This window comes from Acinetobacter sp. P37 (genome assembly GCF_057480965.1).
Window position 1 is genome coordinate 18,895 of sequence record NZ_JBLIYY010000013.1, and the last position, 14,980, is coordinate 33,874.

General features: G+C 37.9%; 28 protein-coding genes. 24 read left to right on the top strand and 4 right to left on the bottom strand.

Going from position 1 to position 14,980, the window contains the following annotated elements:
- The first annotated feature begins 105 nt into the window (after positions 1–105).
- From AC25JC_RS12275 to AC25JC_RS12285, 3 genes are all read left to right on the top strand, one after another.
- Positions 106–681 carry a hypothetical protein gene (locus tag AC25JC_RS12275; protein ID WP_486924126.1) on the top strand — a complete coding sequence of 192 codons (576 nt, stop codon included), beginning with the start codon at positions 106–108 and terminating at the stop codon, positions 679–681.
- A 60-nt stretch (positions 682–741) separates the two neighbouring features.
- Positions 742–912: a hypothetical protein gene (locus AC25JC_RS12280; RefSeq protein ID WP_486924127.1), complete on the top strand. Its 171-nt coding sequence runs from the start codon at positions 742–744 to the stop codon at positions 910–912.
- A 301-nt stretch (positions 913–1,213) separates the two neighbouring features.
- The gene (locus tag AC25JC_RS12285) at positions 1,214–1,546 is read left to right on the top strand and encodes a hypothetical protein (protein WP_486924128.1); all 333 of its coding nucleotides are present in this window, start codon (positions 1,214–1,216) and stop codon (positions 1,544–1,546) included.
- Between the two features lie 10 nt (positions 1,547–1,556).
- Here the strand turns inward: AC25JC_RS12285 and AC25JC_RS12290 are convergent, their stop codons facing one another.
- From AC25JC_RS12290 to AC25JC_RS12305, 4 genes are all read right to left on the bottom strand, one after another.
- Positions 1,557–1,886: a hypothetical protein gene (locus AC25JC_RS12290; protein ID WP_486924129.1), complete on the bottom strand. Its 330-nt coding sequence runs from the start codon at positions 1,884–1,886 to the stop codon at positions 1,557–1,559.
- Positions 1,887–1,974: 88 nt separating this feature from the next.
- Complete coding sequence (locus AC25JC_RS12295) at positions 1,975–2,883, bottom strand: hypothetical protein (RefSeq protein WP_486924130.1); 909 nt, start codon at positions 2,881–2,883, stop codon at positions 1,975–1,977.
- Between the two features lie 4 nt (positions 2,884–2,887).
- Positions 2,888–3,826, bottom strand: coding sequence for a hypothetical protein (locus AC25JC_RS12300; protein WP_486924131.1), 939 nt, complete (start codon positions 3,824–3,826; stop codon positions 2,888–2,890).
- Positions 3,827–3,846: 20 nt separating this feature from the next.
- Positions 3,847–4,509 carry a LexA family protein gene (locus tag AC25JC_RS12305; protein ID WP_486924132.1) on the bottom strand — a complete coding sequence of 221 codons (663 nt, stop codon included), beginning with the start codon at positions 4,507–4,509 and terminating at the stop codon, positions 3,847–3,849.
- A 133-nt stretch (positions 4,510–4,642) separates the two neighbouring features.
- Here AC25JC_RS12305 and AC25JC_RS12310 point away from each other — a divergent pair, with 133 nt between their 5' ends.
- From AC25JC_RS12310 to AC25JC_RS12410, 21 genes are all read left to right on the top strand, one after another.
- Positions 4,643–4,897, top strand: a complete 255-nt coding sequence (locus tag AC25JC_RS12310) for a hypothetical protein (protein ID WP_486924133.1) — start codon at positions 4,643–4,645, stop codon at positions 4,895–4,897.
- 21 nt (positions 4,898–4,918) lie between these two features.
- Positions 4,919–5,365, top strand: a complete 447-nt coding sequence (locus tag AC25JC_RS12315; RefSeq protein WP_180089401.1) for a phage regulatory CII family protein — start codon at positions 4,919–4,921, stop codon at positions 5,363–5,365.
- 55 nt (positions 5,366–5,420) lie between these two features.
- Complete coding sequence (locus tag AC25JC_RS12320; protein WP_486924134.1) at positions 5,421–5,678, top strand: hypothetical protein; 258 nt, start codon at positions 5,421–5,423, stop codon at positions 5,676–5,678.
- Positions 5,675–5,983 (top strand): hypothetical protein, encoded by a 309-nt coding sequence (locus AC25JC_RS12325; RefSeq protein ID WP_486924135.1) that lies wholly within the window; start codon positions 5,675–5,677, stop codon positions 5,981–5,983. Before AC25JC_RS12320 ends, AC25JC_RS12325 begins: the two co-directional genes overlap by 4 nt.
- Positions 5,980–6,789 carry a hypothetical protein gene (locus AC25JC_RS12330; RefSeq protein WP_486924136.1) on the top strand — a complete coding sequence of 270 codons (810 nt, stop codon included), beginning with the start codon at positions 5,980–5,982 and terminating at the stop codon, positions 6,787–6,789. Before AC25JC_RS12325 ends, AC25JC_RS12330 begins: the two co-directional genes overlap by 4 nt.
- Entirely contained in the window at positions 6,786–7,529 is a 744-nt protein-coding gene (locus AC25JC_RS12335; protein ID WP_486924137.1) for an ATP-binding protein, read from the top strand. The genes AC25JC_RS12330 and AC25JC_RS12335 overlap by 4 nt, the downstream gene beginning before the upstream one ends.
- On the top strand, positions 7,526–7,768 hold the full coding sequence (locus AC25JC_RS12340) for a hypothetical protein (RefSeq protein WP_486924138.1): 243 nt from the start codon (positions 7,526–7,528) through the stop codon (positions 7,766–7,768). The genes AC25JC_RS12335 and AC25JC_RS12340 overlap by 4 nt, the downstream gene beginning before the upstream one ends.
- Entirely contained in the window at positions 7,768–8,178 is a 411-nt protein-coding gene (locus AC25JC_RS12345; protein WP_486924139.1) for a hypothetical protein, read from the top strand. Before AC25JC_RS12340 ends, AC25JC_RS12345 begins: the two co-directional genes overlap by 1 nt.
- Positions 8,175–8,666, top strand: a complete 492-nt coding sequence (locus AC25JC_RS12350) for a hypothetical protein (protein WP_486924140.1) — start codon at positions 8,175–8,177, stop codon at positions 8,664–8,666. The genes AC25JC_RS12345 and AC25JC_RS12350 overlap by 4 nt, the downstream gene beginning before the upstream one ends.
- A 72-nt stretch (positions 8,667–8,738) precedes the next feature.
- On the top strand, positions 8,739–8,864 hold the full coding sequence (locus tag AC25JC_RS12355; protein WP_486924177.1) for a YHYH domain-containing protein: 126 nt from the start codon (positions 8,739–8,741) through the stop codon (positions 8,862–8,864).
- 15 nt (positions 8,865–8,879) lie between these two features.
- Positions 8,880–9,179, top strand: a complete 300-nt coding sequence (locus AC25JC_RS12360; RefSeq protein ID WP_486924141.1) for a DUF4236 domain-containing protein — start codon at positions 8,880–8,882, stop codon at positions 9,177–9,179.
- Positions 9,180–9,299: 120 nt separating this feature from the next.
- Positions 9,300–9,485, top strand: a complete 186-nt coding sequence (locus AC25JC_RS12365; RefSeq protein ID WP_180115709.1) for a hypothetical protein — start codon at positions 9,300–9,302, stop codon at positions 9,483–9,485.
- A gap of 75 nt (positions 9,486–9,560) precedes the next feature.
- Positions 9,561–10,223, top strand: coding sequence for a hypothetical protein (locus AC25JC_RS12370; RefSeq protein ID WP_180128191.1), 663 nt, complete (start codon positions 9,561–9,563; stop codon positions 10,221–10,223).
- Positions 10,224–10,291: 68 nt separating this feature from the next.
- The gene (locus AC25JC_RS12375; protein WP_486924142.1) at positions 10,292–10,915 is read left to right on the top strand and encodes a putative metallopeptidase; all 624 of its coding nucleotides are present in this window, start codon (positions 10,292–10,294) and stop codon (positions 10,913–10,915) included.
- Positions 10,916–10,960: 45 nt separating this feature from the next.
- Entirely contained in the window at positions 10,961–11,476 is a 516-nt protein-coding gene (locus tag AC25JC_RS12380; RefSeq protein WP_486924143.1) for a phage virion morphogenesis protein, read from the top strand.
- Positions 11,451–11,873 carry a phage tail terminator protein gene (locus AC25JC_RS12385; protein ID WP_486924144.1) on the top strand — a complete coding sequence of 141 codons (423 nt, stop codon included), beginning with the start codon at positions 11,451–11,453 and terminating at the stop codon, positions 11,871–11,873. The genes AC25JC_RS12380 and AC25JC_RS12385 overlap by 26 nt, the downstream gene beginning before the upstream one ends.
- Positions 11,874–11,882: 9 nt before the next feature.
- The gene (locus AC25JC_RS12390; protein WP_168377671.1) at positions 11,883–12,053 is read left to right on the top strand and encodes a hypothetical protein; all 171 of its coding nucleotides are present in this window, start codon (positions 11,883–11,885) and stop codon (positions 12,051–12,053) included.
- Positions 12,046–12,780: a phage tail tube protein gene (locus tag AC25JC_RS12395; RefSeq protein ID WP_486924145.1), complete on the top strand. Its 735-nt coding sequence runs from the start codon at positions 12,046–12,048 to the stop codon at positions 12,778–12,780. The genes AC25JC_RS12390 and AC25JC_RS12395 overlap by 8 nt, the downstream gene beginning before the upstream one ends.
- Positions 12,781–12,852: 72 nt before the next feature.
- Positions 12,853–13,443, top strand: a complete 591-nt coding sequence (locus AC25JC_RS12400) for a hypothetical protein (RefSeq protein ID WP_486924146.1) — start codon at positions 12,853–12,855, stop codon at positions 13,441–13,443.
- 55 nt (positions 13,444–13,498) lie between these two features.
- Complete coding sequence (locus tag AC25JC_RS12405; protein ID WP_078193403.1) at positions 13,499–13,780, top strand: hypothetical protein; 282 nt, start codon at positions 13,499–13,501, stop codon at positions 13,778–13,780.
- Positions 13,781–13,877: 97 nt separating this feature from the next.
- Positions 13,878–14,927, top strand: coding sequence for a hypothetical protein (locus AC25JC_RS12410; RefSeq protein ID WP_486924147.1), 1,050 nt, complete (start codon positions 13,878–13,880; stop codon positions 14,925–14,927).
- Positions 14,928–14,980: the final 53 nt, after the last annotated feature.

Sequence of the window (14,980 nt, forward strand, 5' to 3'; positions counted from 1 at the left end):
GCTATGGCTTTTAAATCAAATAACTAATATTTAAATATAAAATAATTTATGACTAAGTAAGAATCGTATAGAATGAAGAAAATTTATAAAATCTAATAGGTTAAGATGAAATATATTTCGACAAAAATTTTATCAATTATGTTTATTCTCGGTACTTCAACAACAATTTTGGCCGCATCTGAAGTAAGCGAAAAGTCGCAAGTTTTAAACGTGATGAAAAAATATGCAGAAGCTACTTCTTGCTGGCATTCATTTGATCCTAAAAGTGATTTTAATAAAACAACTTTGAAAGATGTGTATCCCATTTATTCAGATAATGAAACAGGCATTAGGGAATATTATGTATTTTGGGGTGGTGATAAAGGCTGTAACGGTGGTAGTGGAACAATGTCTTTCTTTATGTCAGAAGTTAGCAAATGGTCAGATTCGCGACCATTTCTAGTACAAAATGACGCAGCATTTGGTGCAGATATTGGTATTAATTTCCGATTCATTGATAGCGTTAAACAAATTAGTAAGGATCATTTTGAAATTGTTGCTGGAAGCTATGCCGATGAAAAGTACGGTGGTAAAGATCAAGGAAATAATTTCCCAGCAAACACATTTAAATACACAGTTAAGCATGCCATGGGGGAAGGCTGGAAAGTAACCAATCAAGTGTTACTTAAACAAAACAAATGATAAAAAGCCCATAATTAAATGGGCTTTTTTACGTAATTAATTTGAATTGAGTCGGCATACATGGCTGATTTTCTAATATGCATTGGTCTATTGATGAGTTTTATTGGAATATTCATTGGACCATATGTATTACACAAAAAAGTAAATAATCAAATGGATGCTAAAGCAGCAAGTTTTTTAGGTATGTTGCCAGGTGTGTTGGTGATGTTTGTTGCTTCTTTTTTTAAATAGAATGTATAGGGGCGAGCATAAAAAGGTGCTATTTTTTCTTGAAGTACAGAAAAATGAGTAGTAGGACGATCATAGATAAAATTATGGCTATGACTGTTTTTTCCATAGGAATGCCTTTTTTAATCGAATAGTTATTTCATCTAATATCTGCTTTTTTTCTGAATTCGTCTATCGCTGTATTAAGCTCTTTAAGCTAAGTTTGTTTGTGTACTTATTCGATAATAAAAAACCACTGCTGGGGGTGGGTTAGATGAAGCTATGCTAAGCTCTCACTACCCCTAATAAAAATATGAGTATTTAGATGTTCAAATTTTACACTTTAATCATGATTGGCTGTGTAACAGTGATGACGTGTCATGCGAATGCTGACCAATCAACTTTTGATGAAAATGTGCAAGTTAGATGGTATGAGGCTGTTAAGCATTATGATGATGTTATGAAAAGAGCAAGTATAGCCAAACAAGAATATAACAATTGCCAGAAAAAAATAAATTGTGATGCAGTTAAAGCAAGATCATCTGATGCGTATTATGCAAAAGTTATCGCTGATGCCAAAGCAAGACTAGATGCTGCAGAACGCGATCTTTATCCTAAGATAGAAAAACTGATGCCGGAAATGCCCAACAGACGTTAACTTCTAAACTTTAGTTACATTGAATATTATATTTCGATTTGTATGAGTCGAAAGCATTCATTAGAGCTTTAGAATGGTCTGTTTCATGAGTACCCTCAAGCTTGATCATCAAAGGTTTGTATTCTTGTTCATATGCATTAGGGAAGTCATTACAGATTATTTGCTTACGTAGCTCATTTTCAGTTGCAGGTCCAATCAATTGAGCTTGATACCACATAAACTTTGAATCAAGTTCTTTATACTCCAGTAGTAATTGTTCACGCTCAGGATCTGGCTGCTCAGGCTCATAGCAGCCAAAAATTCCAAAAGTGATTAAACATAAAAATGAGATGGTTTCCATAGGTTTAAATTCTTCTAAGTTGTGGCTAGTCTAGTAGGGCACGTGATAAAAGAAAACCCACGCAAGGTGGGTTTTTATATAATAGCTTTTAATTAAAGAGATCAGGTGAAGGGATAATATTTTTTGCCCAACTTAAAATATTATTGGAAATATCAACTTCTTCAATATATTTTTTGTGCACTATTTCATTCATTTCTAATTTCCATTCAAATTGCTTTAGGAAATTAAATCTTTTTTCTTGTTCTGCATCAGGTAATAAACTTAGTGAATAATCATTAGGTAATAATGTAAATAAAATAGCTTCATCACCAAGCCCACATTTTTTTGCTAATTGCAGATCTGTTAGCGCAGCGAGACAGCTTACTTCGAACTTATCATATGTTTTATAAATGGTTGAGTTGATGTTTCCAATTTGCTTTGTACCTTTTGGGCGAATAGGCACATCGATTTGGTGTATTTTCTTCCCAATTTTTATATCTAACCAGGATTTCTCAGGAAAAATGTCATATACGGCATCTCCAGTCTGATTAAAAATACGTGATTTAATATTAGTGATTAGATTTGATGTTCTATACGTTGGAAACCGGTCCACTGGCTCATTTGGCAAGTCATGAGACTTACCAAAAGGCACTACACGATTGAATAACTTATCTAAAACAGCTTGTATAGAATCTCCACGAGCAAATCCACGTTGATCAAATATTAATTGAGGAGAAACAGATTTTTTCCAATCTCGTTTAATCAAATATTCTATTAAATCAATTGCCAATTCTAGACTATTCGAGATATCGCTGCCATATACACACTCTAGGCGACCATAGTCTTCAATAAATTTAGTGTGTATAAATCCATTTTCCTCAAGAAATACTCCAATTGATATCTGCTCATTGCTTACTAGGTCAGGTGTCCAGCGAATTTGTGTCCAATGGCCTTCGATTTTTGTTTTTTGAGGTGAGATTTTTTTAAATCTATCTTCTAGTCCTTTGAAATTATTCATAATATTAGCTCATTGGGCGAACAATAGAATGGGATGAAAGAAATGTATCACATCTTTCGCTAAATTTTTTAAAACTGTCTGATCGGAATTTTAGAAAATTTAATACAGTTTCTAAAGCAAAGTAGGGAGGAATTTCCTCAATACCAGTCTCAATAATTTCATCCCCAATTAAATCCTCTAGGTGAAGCCTGATTTCTGATTCAACTTTTAAGAATGCCTTTTGATGTTCTAGTTTTGCCGCCTCAAGTTCACGCATAGTGTTTTCATACTGAAATAGTCCAGCAGCAGCATGTTTTTCATGGAGTAATTTTAGATGTAAATTATTAGCGAACCCTATATGATGACAGTTGAAATCCAGTAACTGTTCTTCTTTCCAATTACCTCCATGCATACATTCACCATGATCAATAAGGCTAAATGTTTTATCCGGTAAATGGATTGAATTCCCCATATTTCTATCGGTATTTAATATCCAATCATCAAACGCAACTAATTTTGATAAATGATCCCAATCCTTCATACAGGAGCTAAAATAATCGATCATCACATTCATGATTGAAGGATTATTTTCTATTTCTATTCTAAGATTTTGTCCTTTTATATCTTCTGTGACCCAGGCAAATGTAAAACCTCTGTAACGATCAACTTCGCTAAGTAGGTTTACTAACGATGGAGAGAGTATTTTATTTTCAACTAATAGAAAACCTGCTCTGGGTGGCATTGGTAAATTAAGAGCTGTTCCTAAAAGATATCCAATCATTTCATTAATTAAGCTTCTAGGTTTATCCCCTGTATAGATTTTTACCCATGAATCTCGTTCTACACCATCTTCCCATTTAATAGTTGCCATATGGGTTGCTCCTGATACGCCATCAGTAGCACCGCGAAGATATTCAATATAATGCGAAGAGGGAAGGTATTGAATATTTTGTTGTGTAGCCATTTATTACCCCCAAATATATTTTAAACATCCCGATACAGCCCAACAACCTTACCAACCAACTTACAACCATCCTCCAAAGCAATGGTTTTCTCTGGCCAGTCAGGGTTTAAAGGCTGCAAATACATATTTCCGCTTTCAACAATAAGCTTCTTAAAAGTCGCTTCACTATCGCCTTGGCAGGAAACAATAACTAAATCACCTGTTTTTAAATCTGTTATTTGAAAGTCAGGATTTACATAAATCTTATCGCCAGGCCGAAAGTCGGGGAGCATAGACTCACCAACTACTTCCAAACCATAGCCATTCTTTCCGCATTTAGGGTTTGGCGGTAACCATTCCTCAAACTGTGTACCAGCTGGTACAGAATCGACCGTAGTCCACGCACCGGCTTGCACCCATGAAATAACTGGTACTAATTTTCCAATTAAAGGGATTGGATCTGAAACATTCTTTTCATGAGTTTGTGTGCCTTCTTGCGGTATATCTAGCCAACCATGTGGCTTACCAAAAGCATCTTCGATTTCTCGAGCAACTTTATTGCCAATACCTTTGATTGGATTTGTGCCTGCAAATTGGCTTGTTTGAGATTGTCCTTTCCCAATTTTGTCAGCAAAACTGGATACACCACCAACTTGATCAACAAGTAAGCGAGTGTTTTGGTATCTAATTGATTTGCTGTCCATAAATTTCCTGAAATTGTTGTGACACGTCACATTTGTTAATTGTAGTTTCATCACCAAAAAGGTAAACAAGAAAAAAGGTTGTATTTACATTACCTAAAAGGTAATATTTAGATTGATACGAGAGGATCAATCTATGAATTTCCGCGACTTTATTCTTAAGAAAAGCCCAGAAGATTTAGAAAAATATGCAAAAGATGCAGGAACAACAGTTGGTTATATAAAGTCACATTTGCTGTATGGATATAAAGAACCCCGTAAAACGCTGCGTAAAGCATTGTCTACAGCTAGTAATGGTGAGGTTTCTGAAATGGAAGTACTTCAGCATTTTGGGTTATATCCTAATCAAATCGCTAATAACCAAAATGGTAATAACACAGCCCTCCAATAACCACGTTCAAAGGACACCGATATGAACATATTGGATGCTGCTTACAATACAGTTCACGACTACCAAGGTGGAGCGAATGCACTAGCACCACGAATGGGCATTAAAAGCCCTGCGGTACTGAACAGCAAAGTGAATCCCAATACGGAAACACACCACATCACCTTACTTGAGGCTTCAAAACTTATGGAGCTGACAGGGGATTACCGAATTCTGCAAAGACTAAATGCTCAACATGGAAAAGTGGCCATCAACTTGCCATGCATACCCGAATGTCGAGATACAGCGCTCACAGACTTAGTGCTGAGTATTGGAATGGGCGGTGGAGATATATGTGCGCAGTTCAAAGAAATGATGGCAGATGGCCGAATTACGCGTGGCGAAGCGATTGATATGTCAAAGGTCATTCATATGCTGCACGAAATTTTGGCAGAGCTAGAAATGCAAATAAACAAATGCGTCGAGCAATAAAAAAGCCTGATCTCGAACATCAGGCTTCCAATTCAATTTATGAGGCAAATCACAAATGAATATGAAACCAAATATACCACAAAACAATGACATGGCAAACGAAGGGTTTCTTAATGGCGACGTCGTGGTCTTCACTGATCCAATCAAACCAGACCACTTGATGACCGTACATAAAGTCCAAGGTGATGGTGTGTTACTGGATGGAAATCACAACTTTGCACTGAGCCATTTAGTACGTCCGGCAACAGTTGCAGAGGTCTTGGCTAAACGTCGTTTGACTGCTGCTGAACAAGCGCTTGCGGAGGTTCCATGATCAGCAACAGGGCAATTAAAAAGCAGCCTGAGCATAAACACCTGCAAGGCGTTCAGGGGTGGTATGACCCAGCGCTACGCACGCTTAATGGAATACTGGATATCCGTAAGGCCAACTTGCGCAAGATCAATCGTGACGAAGCCAATGCTGCGGTCACACGTGATGAGTTTATCGAAATGCTAACCAATGAACATCGGATCTCGGCCTGGTATGCCGGTGAAATTATCTCAAGCTTACTGCGTTCAGAAATGATTTTGATGTTTGGGCGTTTTATATGGATTAATGAAAGAAGGGGTGAACAGTGAGCCATATTCTGTCACTACGTGGCACAGGGCAACCTATTGCCTATTTCCCCAAGCTAGGTAAATACATTGGCTGTGTGAAGGCAGGAATCTTTCTTGGCCAAATGGTTTTTTGGTCGGATAAGACTGATAGCCCATTAGGCGTGTACAAGACTTCTGATCAAATTGAGGAAGAAACTGGCTTGTCATATCGAGAACAGATGAGTGCTCGAAAGAAGCTTGTTGCCTTAGGTTTAATCTCGGAAACATACAAGCGTTTAGATCATCGTTTGTACTTCAAATTTAACGAAGAACGCTTTGACGAGTGGCTTTCAGAGATGATTTTGGCGAACTCACAAAATGTAATTTCCCCAACTGACGAAAGCGCAGTTCGGGAGCAAACAAAAGCGCAATTCGTTCCTACAGAGAATACAACAGATATAAACACACACAGTAACGCGCACGTTGAAAATCAAAACGTGGATTCGTGGACACCAGATCTTGAGCAGCTGGCATTCGCTTTGAAAACCACAAAATACTCTCAACGAGTTTCTGAAATTCTTGGCATGGCAGATTTTCAATTCCATCTTGGGAACTTCAACGCTCACCACGAAAATAATCACCAGATCACGAACAACCAAAAACTTCGCAAGTTTGCACAATGGATTTTTCAGGAATTTGAAAAACAATTGGCCAAGGCTGAACGTGAAGCAACAAAAACGAAAACACATACCACTGAAAAACAAAATTCTCGAAACGTAAATGATGCTTGGGGGGAGGTACAGCAGTATGCACCTGCAAGTGATATCGACTGTGGAGGACTGCTATGAACGCCTCAATTTTAAATGCGCAGATCCAGTTGAGTTCTGAATACTGTGAAACACACCGAGCTCAAAAAGTCTTAGTTGGTCGTACTGCAATTTGCAAGCAATGTGCAACTGAAATATTGAATAAAGCCCATCAGGACCACGAGATTGAGGTAAATCGCATGGTTCGTGAAAAGCATTTTGAAGGAGCTAAGTTACCGGCTCGTCATGCAAACAATGGCTTTAGAGACTATGAGATTAGCAATAACGGACAGATGAATGCAAAGCAGCAATGTATGTCGTTTACCAGTGATTTCAAGAATGACATCAAACGCAATTTAATCATGGTTGGCCGTACTGGCACAGGTAAAACACATCTAGCGTGTGCCGTTGCTAGAAATGTCCTTGAGAGTCGTAAGTACGCTCGTTACATCACATCTGAAGATATCGCCAATGAAATTGCGAATGCTTGGAAAAAAGCCGATGACAGTGAGGCTAATGCAGTACAGCGCTTCGCTGACTATGACTTGCTGATTGTAGATGAATACGGTTTGCACGACCGTCATGAAAATAGACTTCAGTTGGTGCACAAAGTTTTATACGAACGTTATGACCAGGCCAAACCAACCATGCTGATTTCAAATATGACAATTGAGGATTTGCAAAAAGATCTGGGTGATCGTCTTTGGTCTCGTTTTCAACATGATGGCCTGGTCACAGTGGAATGCAATTGGGAAGATCAGCGAATAGGCGGTGCTTCATGAACACCTCATTCGTTAAAAAATTTGAAGAGATTAAAAACGTACTTGTATACATCGCATTTTCTACTGCTGAGGTGACTGCTTTAGAACTTGAGGAAAACGTGACTGATTGGGGCCGTTGCCAATTAAATTTACATCTTAAGAAGCTAGTAGAAGCAGGGTATCTGCAAAGTAATGGCAAGCAAGTAGAACGTGCTTACACCGCTACTGAAAAAACAAAGCAGTTATTTGGAGTGAAGTAGTGACCAGCTACTCAATTGCTGAATACAAACAAATGATCGGTGATGCTAAACCTAAACGAGGTACCAAAAGACCTAAGGTTAAAAGTCAAAAGGTACCCAATGAGTTTGAGGCGAAATTGGCACTGGAACTCAAGGCATTAAAGATAGATTTCGAGCAAGAGTTTAAGTTTCACCCGAGCCGTAAATGGAGAGCTGATTTCCATCTAAAGGGAAGAATGATTTTGATTGAGGTTGAAGGTGGTATTTGGAGTGGTGGACGGCATACAAGGGGTAAAGGATATATCGGTGATATGGAGAAATATAACGCAGCAACAATGCTGGGTTATCAAGTCATACGGTTTAGTACAGAGCAAGTGAAGTCAGGTTTAGCAATTCAGCAGATTGAGAAGATGGTAGGGGATTTGGGATGAATGCAGCGGTAACAATTATGCAGTCGGTAGATTGGACACGTTTTGATTTAGAGGGATGGCTGTACCAGTTCGGGGCTTGGATGAATTCTGTGTCAGGTACTTGTGGGAAAACCGTCAATCCTATTGCAGTGGCTATGGATCAGGCCGTAGTGAAGCAGAAAATCAAGAAACTTACTGAGGAGCAAAAGAAGGAGATTATAGCGGCTCATTTCTTATCTGATGCTCAGCCAAAGTTATCTCGCACTAAGATTACTTGTCAGATTGATGACGATGAAGCTAGGGCAGTGCAGCGCTTAATATTGGATATGCAAGGGCAGTCAGAGGTGTTGGATGAATGGCTTGATGCCATTATTTGCCGTTATTTTTATGGGAATTCATGGTCTGCTATGGTGAGTGAAAGTAGAACCGGCGTTGATGCAAAGTTTGATGTTAGATGTGGTTTAGCTGCTTTGCATAGCAGATATGGATTTATAGAGTTTAAAAAATAACATATGGATAAGTTGCCTTTTATTTATACAATCAATGTATTACGATTGAATTGTCTAATAAGGGGTTTCATGATGAAAAAAATTTCAATATTACTCATAGTAGCACTTTTCACAACATCAATATTTGCTCATGGTGGTCGTACTGATAAAAATGGATGTCACAAAGAATCTAAAAGTGGCGAGCGCCATTGTCATTAAAAGAGAGATTTTAAAATGGGTTTCAATTTTAGAAAGAGTCTTAAGATTGCGCCAGGTGTTCGATTAAATGTAAGTAAAAAAGGCGTAACTGGAGTGTCAGTTGGTGGAAAAGGTGCTCAAGTAACTGTAGGGAAAAAGGCTGTTCGAAGTAGTGTAAGCGCTCCAGGTACGGGGGTGTCATTTTCAAAAGTTTCATCATTCAATAATGCTCAGCCATCAATACAGGGGCAAAAGAAAAAATGGAATGTACCAACTGCAATATTTGTCGTTTCTGTTTTTGGGTTCTTTCTATTTCTAATATGGTTTTGTAGTTGATCTTGATCAAGGCAACTGCTATATTTCTGCTATAGTGACCGAAGTGTATGTAAAGCACTAAAGTTGATTTAAAAGCTCGCCAAATGGTGGGCTTTAATTTTAAAAGAAGGGTGTAATATTTTGGAAAACAACGAGCTTGAACAAAACCCTCAGCAAGAAAATAATCAATCAAACTCTATTGTTGATACTATAGGTCACGCAAACCCGGTGGATGTGATCGAAGTCTTGGTAGAAGCAGGAAAGTCTGTTGTTAATACAAGTAAAGATATTATTTCGAGTATTGTTGACAATATCGATATTAATTAATAACTCAGAACAAATTTTAAGCTTAAAAATTGATGTACATTGATTTCTTACCTGCAAATTATAAGTTATAAATTTATGAAAAAAATATTAGTTGGTCTTGTTAGTTGTTTAGCTGCTTTTGCCAATGCTACAACTTTAGATTGTGAAAACAGTTACCCATTATTTAAAGAAATAATTCAGAAAAAGTCAGATGCTGAGAACACTGGTGGTATAGATGATATACATGACTATATTCAGCATTATGATTACACATACATATTTAGTAAAAATCATCCAGATAAGCAATTTTGGGTAGATAAGCATTTGTCTTTTGCAAAACCTTCCTGGAGTAACAATGAATGGATAAGTAGAAGGGAATATAGTAAAAGAATTAAAGAAATTGCTAAGCACAATGTCAAAGATTCTTCAAATCCTTACATCCATGAGTTGTTACCATCTAAAGCTAATCTTTTAAGTAAGTCTGGTGAAATTTGTGTGGTGCCAGTTCAGGCATTTCTTGAGGTGGAGGTAGATGAAGGAGAAAGTCTAAATACTTCAGGAACTGTTGTGGTTGAAGCTATGCTAATTGATCATATTTTTGTGCGAGATATCAATGACAATAAGTGGCGTGTTTTAGCGTTTAATCGATTTATCACAGATAATGATTTTAACGAATTTTTCCCAGATATGCCTGATCATATAAAAAATGAATTAAATGATGGGATTGTTGAAGCGCAGGAAGCAGAATTAGTAGATTAAGTATTGAAAAACTTAAGCTAAAAAATTAATACAGCCTCCTTCGGGAGGTTTTTTAATGGCTGAAGATTATGAAAAGACCTTACCCGCCTGAACATCTTATTGATAAGGACTGGTCGGAAGAATTTCTATTTGAACCGGCTACAGATATTCATGATTGGCTGCAAGAAACTATTCTCAACCCAAACAGCAAGCTATATAACAAAGATCATGAGCACTTAATTGGTCATTCTGGTGTTTGCTTCGTGTGGGCTGAGAGTGGATTTGAAAAACAAGGTCGTGTGGTTTTGGGTCAGGCTGAGATTGTTCAGTTCCAAGCAAGTGGATGGAAGAAATACAGACAAGAAGCTCAACTGATTCGATGGTTTGGATTTTTACCAAAAGCGTTAATCACATTGGACGCACGGTATTGTTCTGAGTGTTCTGATTCATCATTCATGGCGTTGGTTGAACATGAGCTTTACCACTTAAAGCAAAAGATTAGTCCGAATGGTGGGCCATGCTATGACAGTCAAACAGGACACGCGATACTGCAAATACGTGGGCATGATGTTGAAGAGTTCTTTGGTGTGGTGGAGCGGTATGGCGGGAATGTTGATGTGCAGCGATTGGCAGAGCTTGTGAACAATGGTCCAACAATTTCCAAGGCAAATATTGCTCATGCATGCGGTACGTGTTTATTGAAGTTGGCTTAAATTTTTTGCCAATGTTGTTGTACATGGTTATACAGTGAGGTGGTTATGGCGTTTGCATTAACAATTGACTCAAATAGCTCAGTGGTTGAAGCGGTAATGAGTCAGCTGCTGAACATTGATACTGAAAAGGCTCAACTCTATGAAGACATAGGCCTGGCATTAACAACTAGTGTTCAAGAAAGATTCATTGGTGGGTTTGATGTTGATGGTAACCCATGGAAGATATCTTGGCGTGCAAGCATGCAGGGAAGAGAGGGTATGCAAGGTGGTCAAACGCTACGTGATACTGGGCGCTTGATGAATTCTTACACATACAACGTTCTTTCGAATGGTGTTGAGGTTGGGACAAACGTCTTTTATGCGCCATACCTTCACTTCGGTGCTACGATCCTGCCAAAGACAAGCCAATACATTACCTTTGCTGTTGGTGGTCAATACAGAAAAGTAAAACAGGTGGTTAATCCTCCAAGGACACAATTAGGTATCAATTCTGCAGATGAAGAAATGATCCTAAATATCGTAGGAAGTTTTATTGATGAGTACCTTCTTCGCGGTACGTGATGAGATTGCAGAAAAACTGAAAGAAATTTCAGAATTTAAGCAGATTTATATCCCGCTAAATTCAGTAGTGGTCACAGAAATGTCGCAGGTCACTCCGTCGGCGCATATCAACTTTGTACGCATAGACAAGAAAGCAAGCGCGGGTAAAGGGCGTATTAATCAGATAGGCCAACAGTGGGCTGTGACAGTGGCGTGTCGCAATGCTCAGTCGCAGCAGAATGATGGTCGGGCAGTCAGTGATGAAGCAGGGCTATTAACTGAAAAAGTAATTCAACTTCTTTCAGGTTGGAAGCCGCAGTCTTCTCGCAATGAATTAGACCTGATTTCTGTGCGTGATGGTTATAGTCCTGGGTTTGCATACATCACTATTATTTTTGAATCACAAAAATTTATTTAGGAGCCATTCATGGCAAAACAATATAAAGCCCGGCAACCCGTCGGGCGTTTTTCTGCCGGCGATATTGTTGGTGGGCTGACAGAGAATCAAATCAGCAAATTACTTGCAGATAAAATCATTGAAGAAGTGAAGCCATCTGCTCCAAATAAACCCGCTAAAGAGGTAAAAACCGATGGCTAAAAATTATATTTCACTCCAAGGTAAATTCTATTTATCTGAGATTGCAAATGGTGTTGCAGGTGCGATGCGCCATATTGGTAACGTGCCTGAATTTGAGCTTGAAATTACAACTGATCAGGTTGAGCACACAGAAAGCACATCCGGTCAACGTACAACAGACTTTGTGCTTACAAAGACCACTGGTGTGAACTTTTCAGGACAACTTGAAGAAGTGGATGATGCTAACCTTCAGTACATCCTTTCTGGTATGAAGTCAGAAGTTGCTAGCGATACAGTGACGGATCAAGCACTGGGTACCGTGAAAGTCGGTGAAGAAATTAAGCTCAACGGCTATAGCCTTATAACAGTTTCGTTTAAAGCTGGATCTGCAGCTATTGATGAATCGAAATATGAGCTTGATGCTGTGTTTGGTACCGTGATTTTTAAAGAAACGATTGCAGAGCCAGTCACAGCTACTTACACCACTGGTGCAGTAAGTCACACCACCATTGCGAGTGATTTCAATAAAGAATATGAATTGTTCTTTAAAGGGATTAACACTGCAACTGGAGACAGTATGGCTATTCGTTTATGGCGTACTAAAAAATCACCAGAAACTACATTCCCATTAATTCATGAAGACCTTGGCCAATATGAAATTTCAGGTCAAGCCTTATCTGATGTGACCAAAGGAACGGATGCAACACTCGGTCTATATGGCCACGTTGTGACAATTCCGAAAGCTTAAACCTATTCAGGCACAAAGAACTCCACGGCGCATAAGCGTCTTTTTTTGTGCCTGAGTTTTAGAGATTCAATCATGAATGATTTCTTTTTAGCGAATAATCGCTCGATCACAATTAAAGTGCTTGCCAATGATGTGGAAGTGAAGCAGCTGCAGATGCAAAACTTTGATATCTGGTCACCGATTGCATCAGTTATTCGTGACAGACTAAAGCAAAGTGATTATTCAGATTTAATCGGCGCAGGCCTGGTTAAAGATTATGGCGCGCATGTATTTCAACTTTGCTCAATGTGTACAAACACTGAAATAGAGACGCTATTAGATCTCGCTGAATCAGATCCGTTGGAGTTTAGCCATCTTCTTAAACATGTGATCGAAGTAAATGGTGCATATTTCAATGAAGACATTAAGCCAGGCCCTAAAATTCGTAAGAAGAAAGGTGGTGTTGAACAAACTTGGTTTGATTCATTCCAGTACTTGATAGCGTATGGCCATAGACAAGACGATATTCTGCAAATGACCTATGGGGCTTTTATTGGCTACTTAAAAGCGGCTGAAAAGTATCAACGCAACCGTGGTAAGTTTGATTCGAACATTATTCGGGTAGCGCACCATGCAGATAAAAAAGGATTTACAACGTTCCAAGATGAGCTAAGTAAACATTGAGGTAAGTTACTATTTTCACTTAATATGTGATCAATAATTATATTGAGGGTGTAGTGTGAAAAAGTTAGTTTTGATTTTGGCATTATTTATGTCAGCGCAAGCATTTGCTGTAGATATGAGAGCACTGCGTGGTAGCAATGGCTTTGTTGAGCTTGGCAACTCAGAAGCAAAACTCAAGGATGTACTTGGACAACCTGAGTCCGTAGATACTCGTGTAGTGCATGATCGTAATGGCTGGCCTCATAAAGGCATTATCTATACATACAAAGTGGATGGCCAGCTATACACAATTACCATTATTGGTGGCAATGTTTTTAAGATTAATTGGGAGCGCTGAAGGCTCAGTTTTTAGAAAAATCAATTAATTAAAAGTATCAATGTATATCTTTTGTTTAATTAAATGAGTATCTTATTCCGCTGTTTAAGAGGGAATAATGATGAAAAAAACTTTGGGTCTTTCTTTTTTAAGTTTTATATTAGTGGCTTGTGGTGGAGGTGGAGGCGGGTCTTACGACACATCTCCAGACGGTGGAACAGCAGGGAGTGGTGTTAATAATTCAAGCTTTGATAGTTTTACTCAATTTAATTGGGGTTCTGTACAATTCAAGACAGGCTTTGTAGAAATTATAAAAAATGCCCGCAATTCAGATATCTTGTATACGAATTATAAGAAATTAGAACCATCAAATGTTGAATTATATAAACGCCCAATTCTTAGTAAAGATGGGTTATATGAGCCAGATCAAACTAATTACCCTTTGGGATATCGGACTTATAAGATAAATAGTGTTTCGAAAGATGGTAATACTTTCAATAAAACACCATATACATTAAAAGGACTGAATCAGTTTAAAATTCAAGAAACTGGTGAATGGATAGCATTGGATAATGTGGTGATCAGCGAAAGAACGGCTGTTTACTGGAATATTCTTGCTAAAGAATATCCTAATAGTGTTTGGTTTAATTCAGGTGAATTAGGAAAACAGTTTAAAAATTTCTTGGCTTCAAGTAATGTGACTAAGTTCCCAACAGGCTCAAAATGTTTTAAGTCATCAAAGACTACTTATTCTTTACCCTATTTTGTCATTACTAATTTAGATGCGAAACCTTATATCAATGGTCAATTTATTAGTACTTTTGATCAATTCTTGAAAGTGCTTGGTTCAAATAAAGTTTTAGGAAATTGGGGTGGAACACCATGGGCTTATCAAAAAATGTATGATGGCTCTGAATATTATGCAGCAATTATTTATGCAAATATAAATAATAAATTAAGTGAAGGGTTTTGGGATAAATCTCCTAATATTACATTGGAGAGTAGATTGAAGGAATACACTGATCTACTTAATCAACCGTATGTAAGCTTGGAGGATAAAATATCTTTTAACGCAGGAATCGAAGAAGTCAATAAAGAGTGTACGTATTATAATGATATTGCTGCGAATACAATTGAAACGTTGATTATCCAAAGTTCTGAAAATTAATTCTATTAAATTCAATATTAAGAAACCCGCTAATTGCGGGTTTTTTTATGCCT

Bases quoted from the DNA above. Each gene is read 5' to 3' on its own strand.
- AC25JC_RS12275 (WP_486924126.1), top strand. From the start codon at position 106: ATGAAATATATTTCGACAAAAATTTTATCAATTATGTTTATTCTCGGT.
- AC25JC_RS12280 (WP_486924127.1), top strand. From the start codon at position 742: ATGGCTGATTTTCTAATATGCATTGGTCTATTGATGAGTTTTATTGGA.
- AC25JC_RS12285 (WP_486924128.1), top strand. From the start codon at position 1,214: ATGTTCAAATTTTACACTTTAATCATGATTGGCTGTGTAACAGTGATG.
- AC25JC_RS12290 (WP_486924129.1), bottom strand. From the start codon at position 1,886: ATGGAAACCATCTCATTTTTATGTTTAATCACTTTTGGAATTTTTGGC.
- AC25JC_RS12295 (WP_486924130.1), bottom strand. From the start codon at position 2,883: ATGAATAATTTCAAAGGACTAGAAGATAGATTTAAAAAAATCTCACCT.
- AC25JC_RS12300 (WP_486924131.1), bottom strand. From the start codon at position 3,826: ATGGCTACACAACAAAATATTCAATACCTTCCCTCTTCGCATTATATT.
- AC25JC_RS12305 (WP_486924132.1), bottom strand. From the start codon at position 4,509: ATGGACAGCAAATCAATTAGATACCAAAACACTCGCTTACTTGTTGAT.
- AC25JC_RS12310 (WP_486924133.1), top strand. From the start codon at position 4,643: ATGAATTTCCGCGACTTTATTCTTAAGAAAAGCCCAGAAGATTTAGAA.
- AC25JC_RS12315 (WP_180089401.1), top strand. From the start codon at position 4,919: ATGAACATATTGGATGCTGCTTACAATACAGTTCACGACTACCAAGGT.
- AC25JC_RS12320 (WP_486924134.1), top strand. From the start codon at position 5,421: ATGAATATGAAACCAAATATACCACAAAACAATGACATGGCAAACGAA.
- AC25JC_RS12325 (WP_486924135.1), top strand. From the start codon at position 5,675: ATGATCAGCAACAGGGCAATTAAAAAGCAGCCTGAGCATAAACACCTG.
- AC25JC_RS12335 (WP_486924137.1), top strand. From the start codon at position 6,786: ATGAACGCCTCAATTTTAAATGCGCAGATCCAGTTGAGTTCTGAATAC.
- AC25JC_RS12340 (WP_486924138.1), top strand. From the start codon at position 7,526: ATGAACACCTCATTCGTTAAAAAATTTGAAGAGATTAAAAACGTACTT.
- AC25JC_RS12350 (WP_486924140.1), top strand. From the start codon at position 8,175: ATGAATGCAGCGGTAACAATTATGCAGTCGGTAGATTGGACACGTTTT.
- AC25JC_RS12355 (WP_486924177.1), top strand. From the start codon at position 8,739: ATGAAAAAAATTTCAATATTACTCATAGTAGCACTTTTCACAACATCA.
- AC25JC_RS12360 (WP_486924141.1), top strand. From the start codon at position 8,880: ATGGGTTTCAATTTTAGAAAGAGTCTTAAGATTGCGCCAGGTGTTCGA.
- AC25JC_RS12370 (WP_180128191.1), top strand. From the start codon at position 9,561: ATGAAAAAAATATTAGTTGGTCTTGTTAGTTGTTTAGCTGCTTTTGCC.
- AC25JC_RS12375 (WP_486924142.1), top strand. From the start codon at position 10,292: ATGAAAAGACCTTACCCGCCTGAACATCTTATTGATAAGGACTGGTCG.
- AC25JC_RS12380 (WP_486924143.1), top strand. From the start codon at position 10,961: ATGGCGTTTGCATTAACAATTGACTCAAATAGCTCAGTGGTTGAAGCG.
- AC25JC_RS12385 (WP_486924144.1), top strand. From the start codon at position 11,451: ATGAGTACCTTCTTCGCGGTACGTGATGAGATTGCAGAAAAACTGAAA.
- AC25JC_RS12390 (WP_168377671.1), top strand. From the start codon at position 11,883: ATGGCAAAACAATATAAAGCCCGGCAACCCGTCGGGCGTTTTTCTGCC.
- AC25JC_RS12395 (WP_486924145.1), top strand. From the start codon at position 12,046: ATGGCTAAAAATTATATTTCACTCCAAGGTAAATTCTATTTATCTGAG.
- AC25JC_RS12400 (WP_486924146.1), top strand. From the start codon at position 12,853: ATGAATGATTTCTTTTTAGCGAATAATCGCTCGATCACAATTAAAGTG.
- AC25JC_RS12410 (WP_486924147.1), top strand. From the start codon at position 13,878: ATGATGAAAAAAACTTTGGGTCTTTCTTTTTTAAGTTTTATATTAGTG.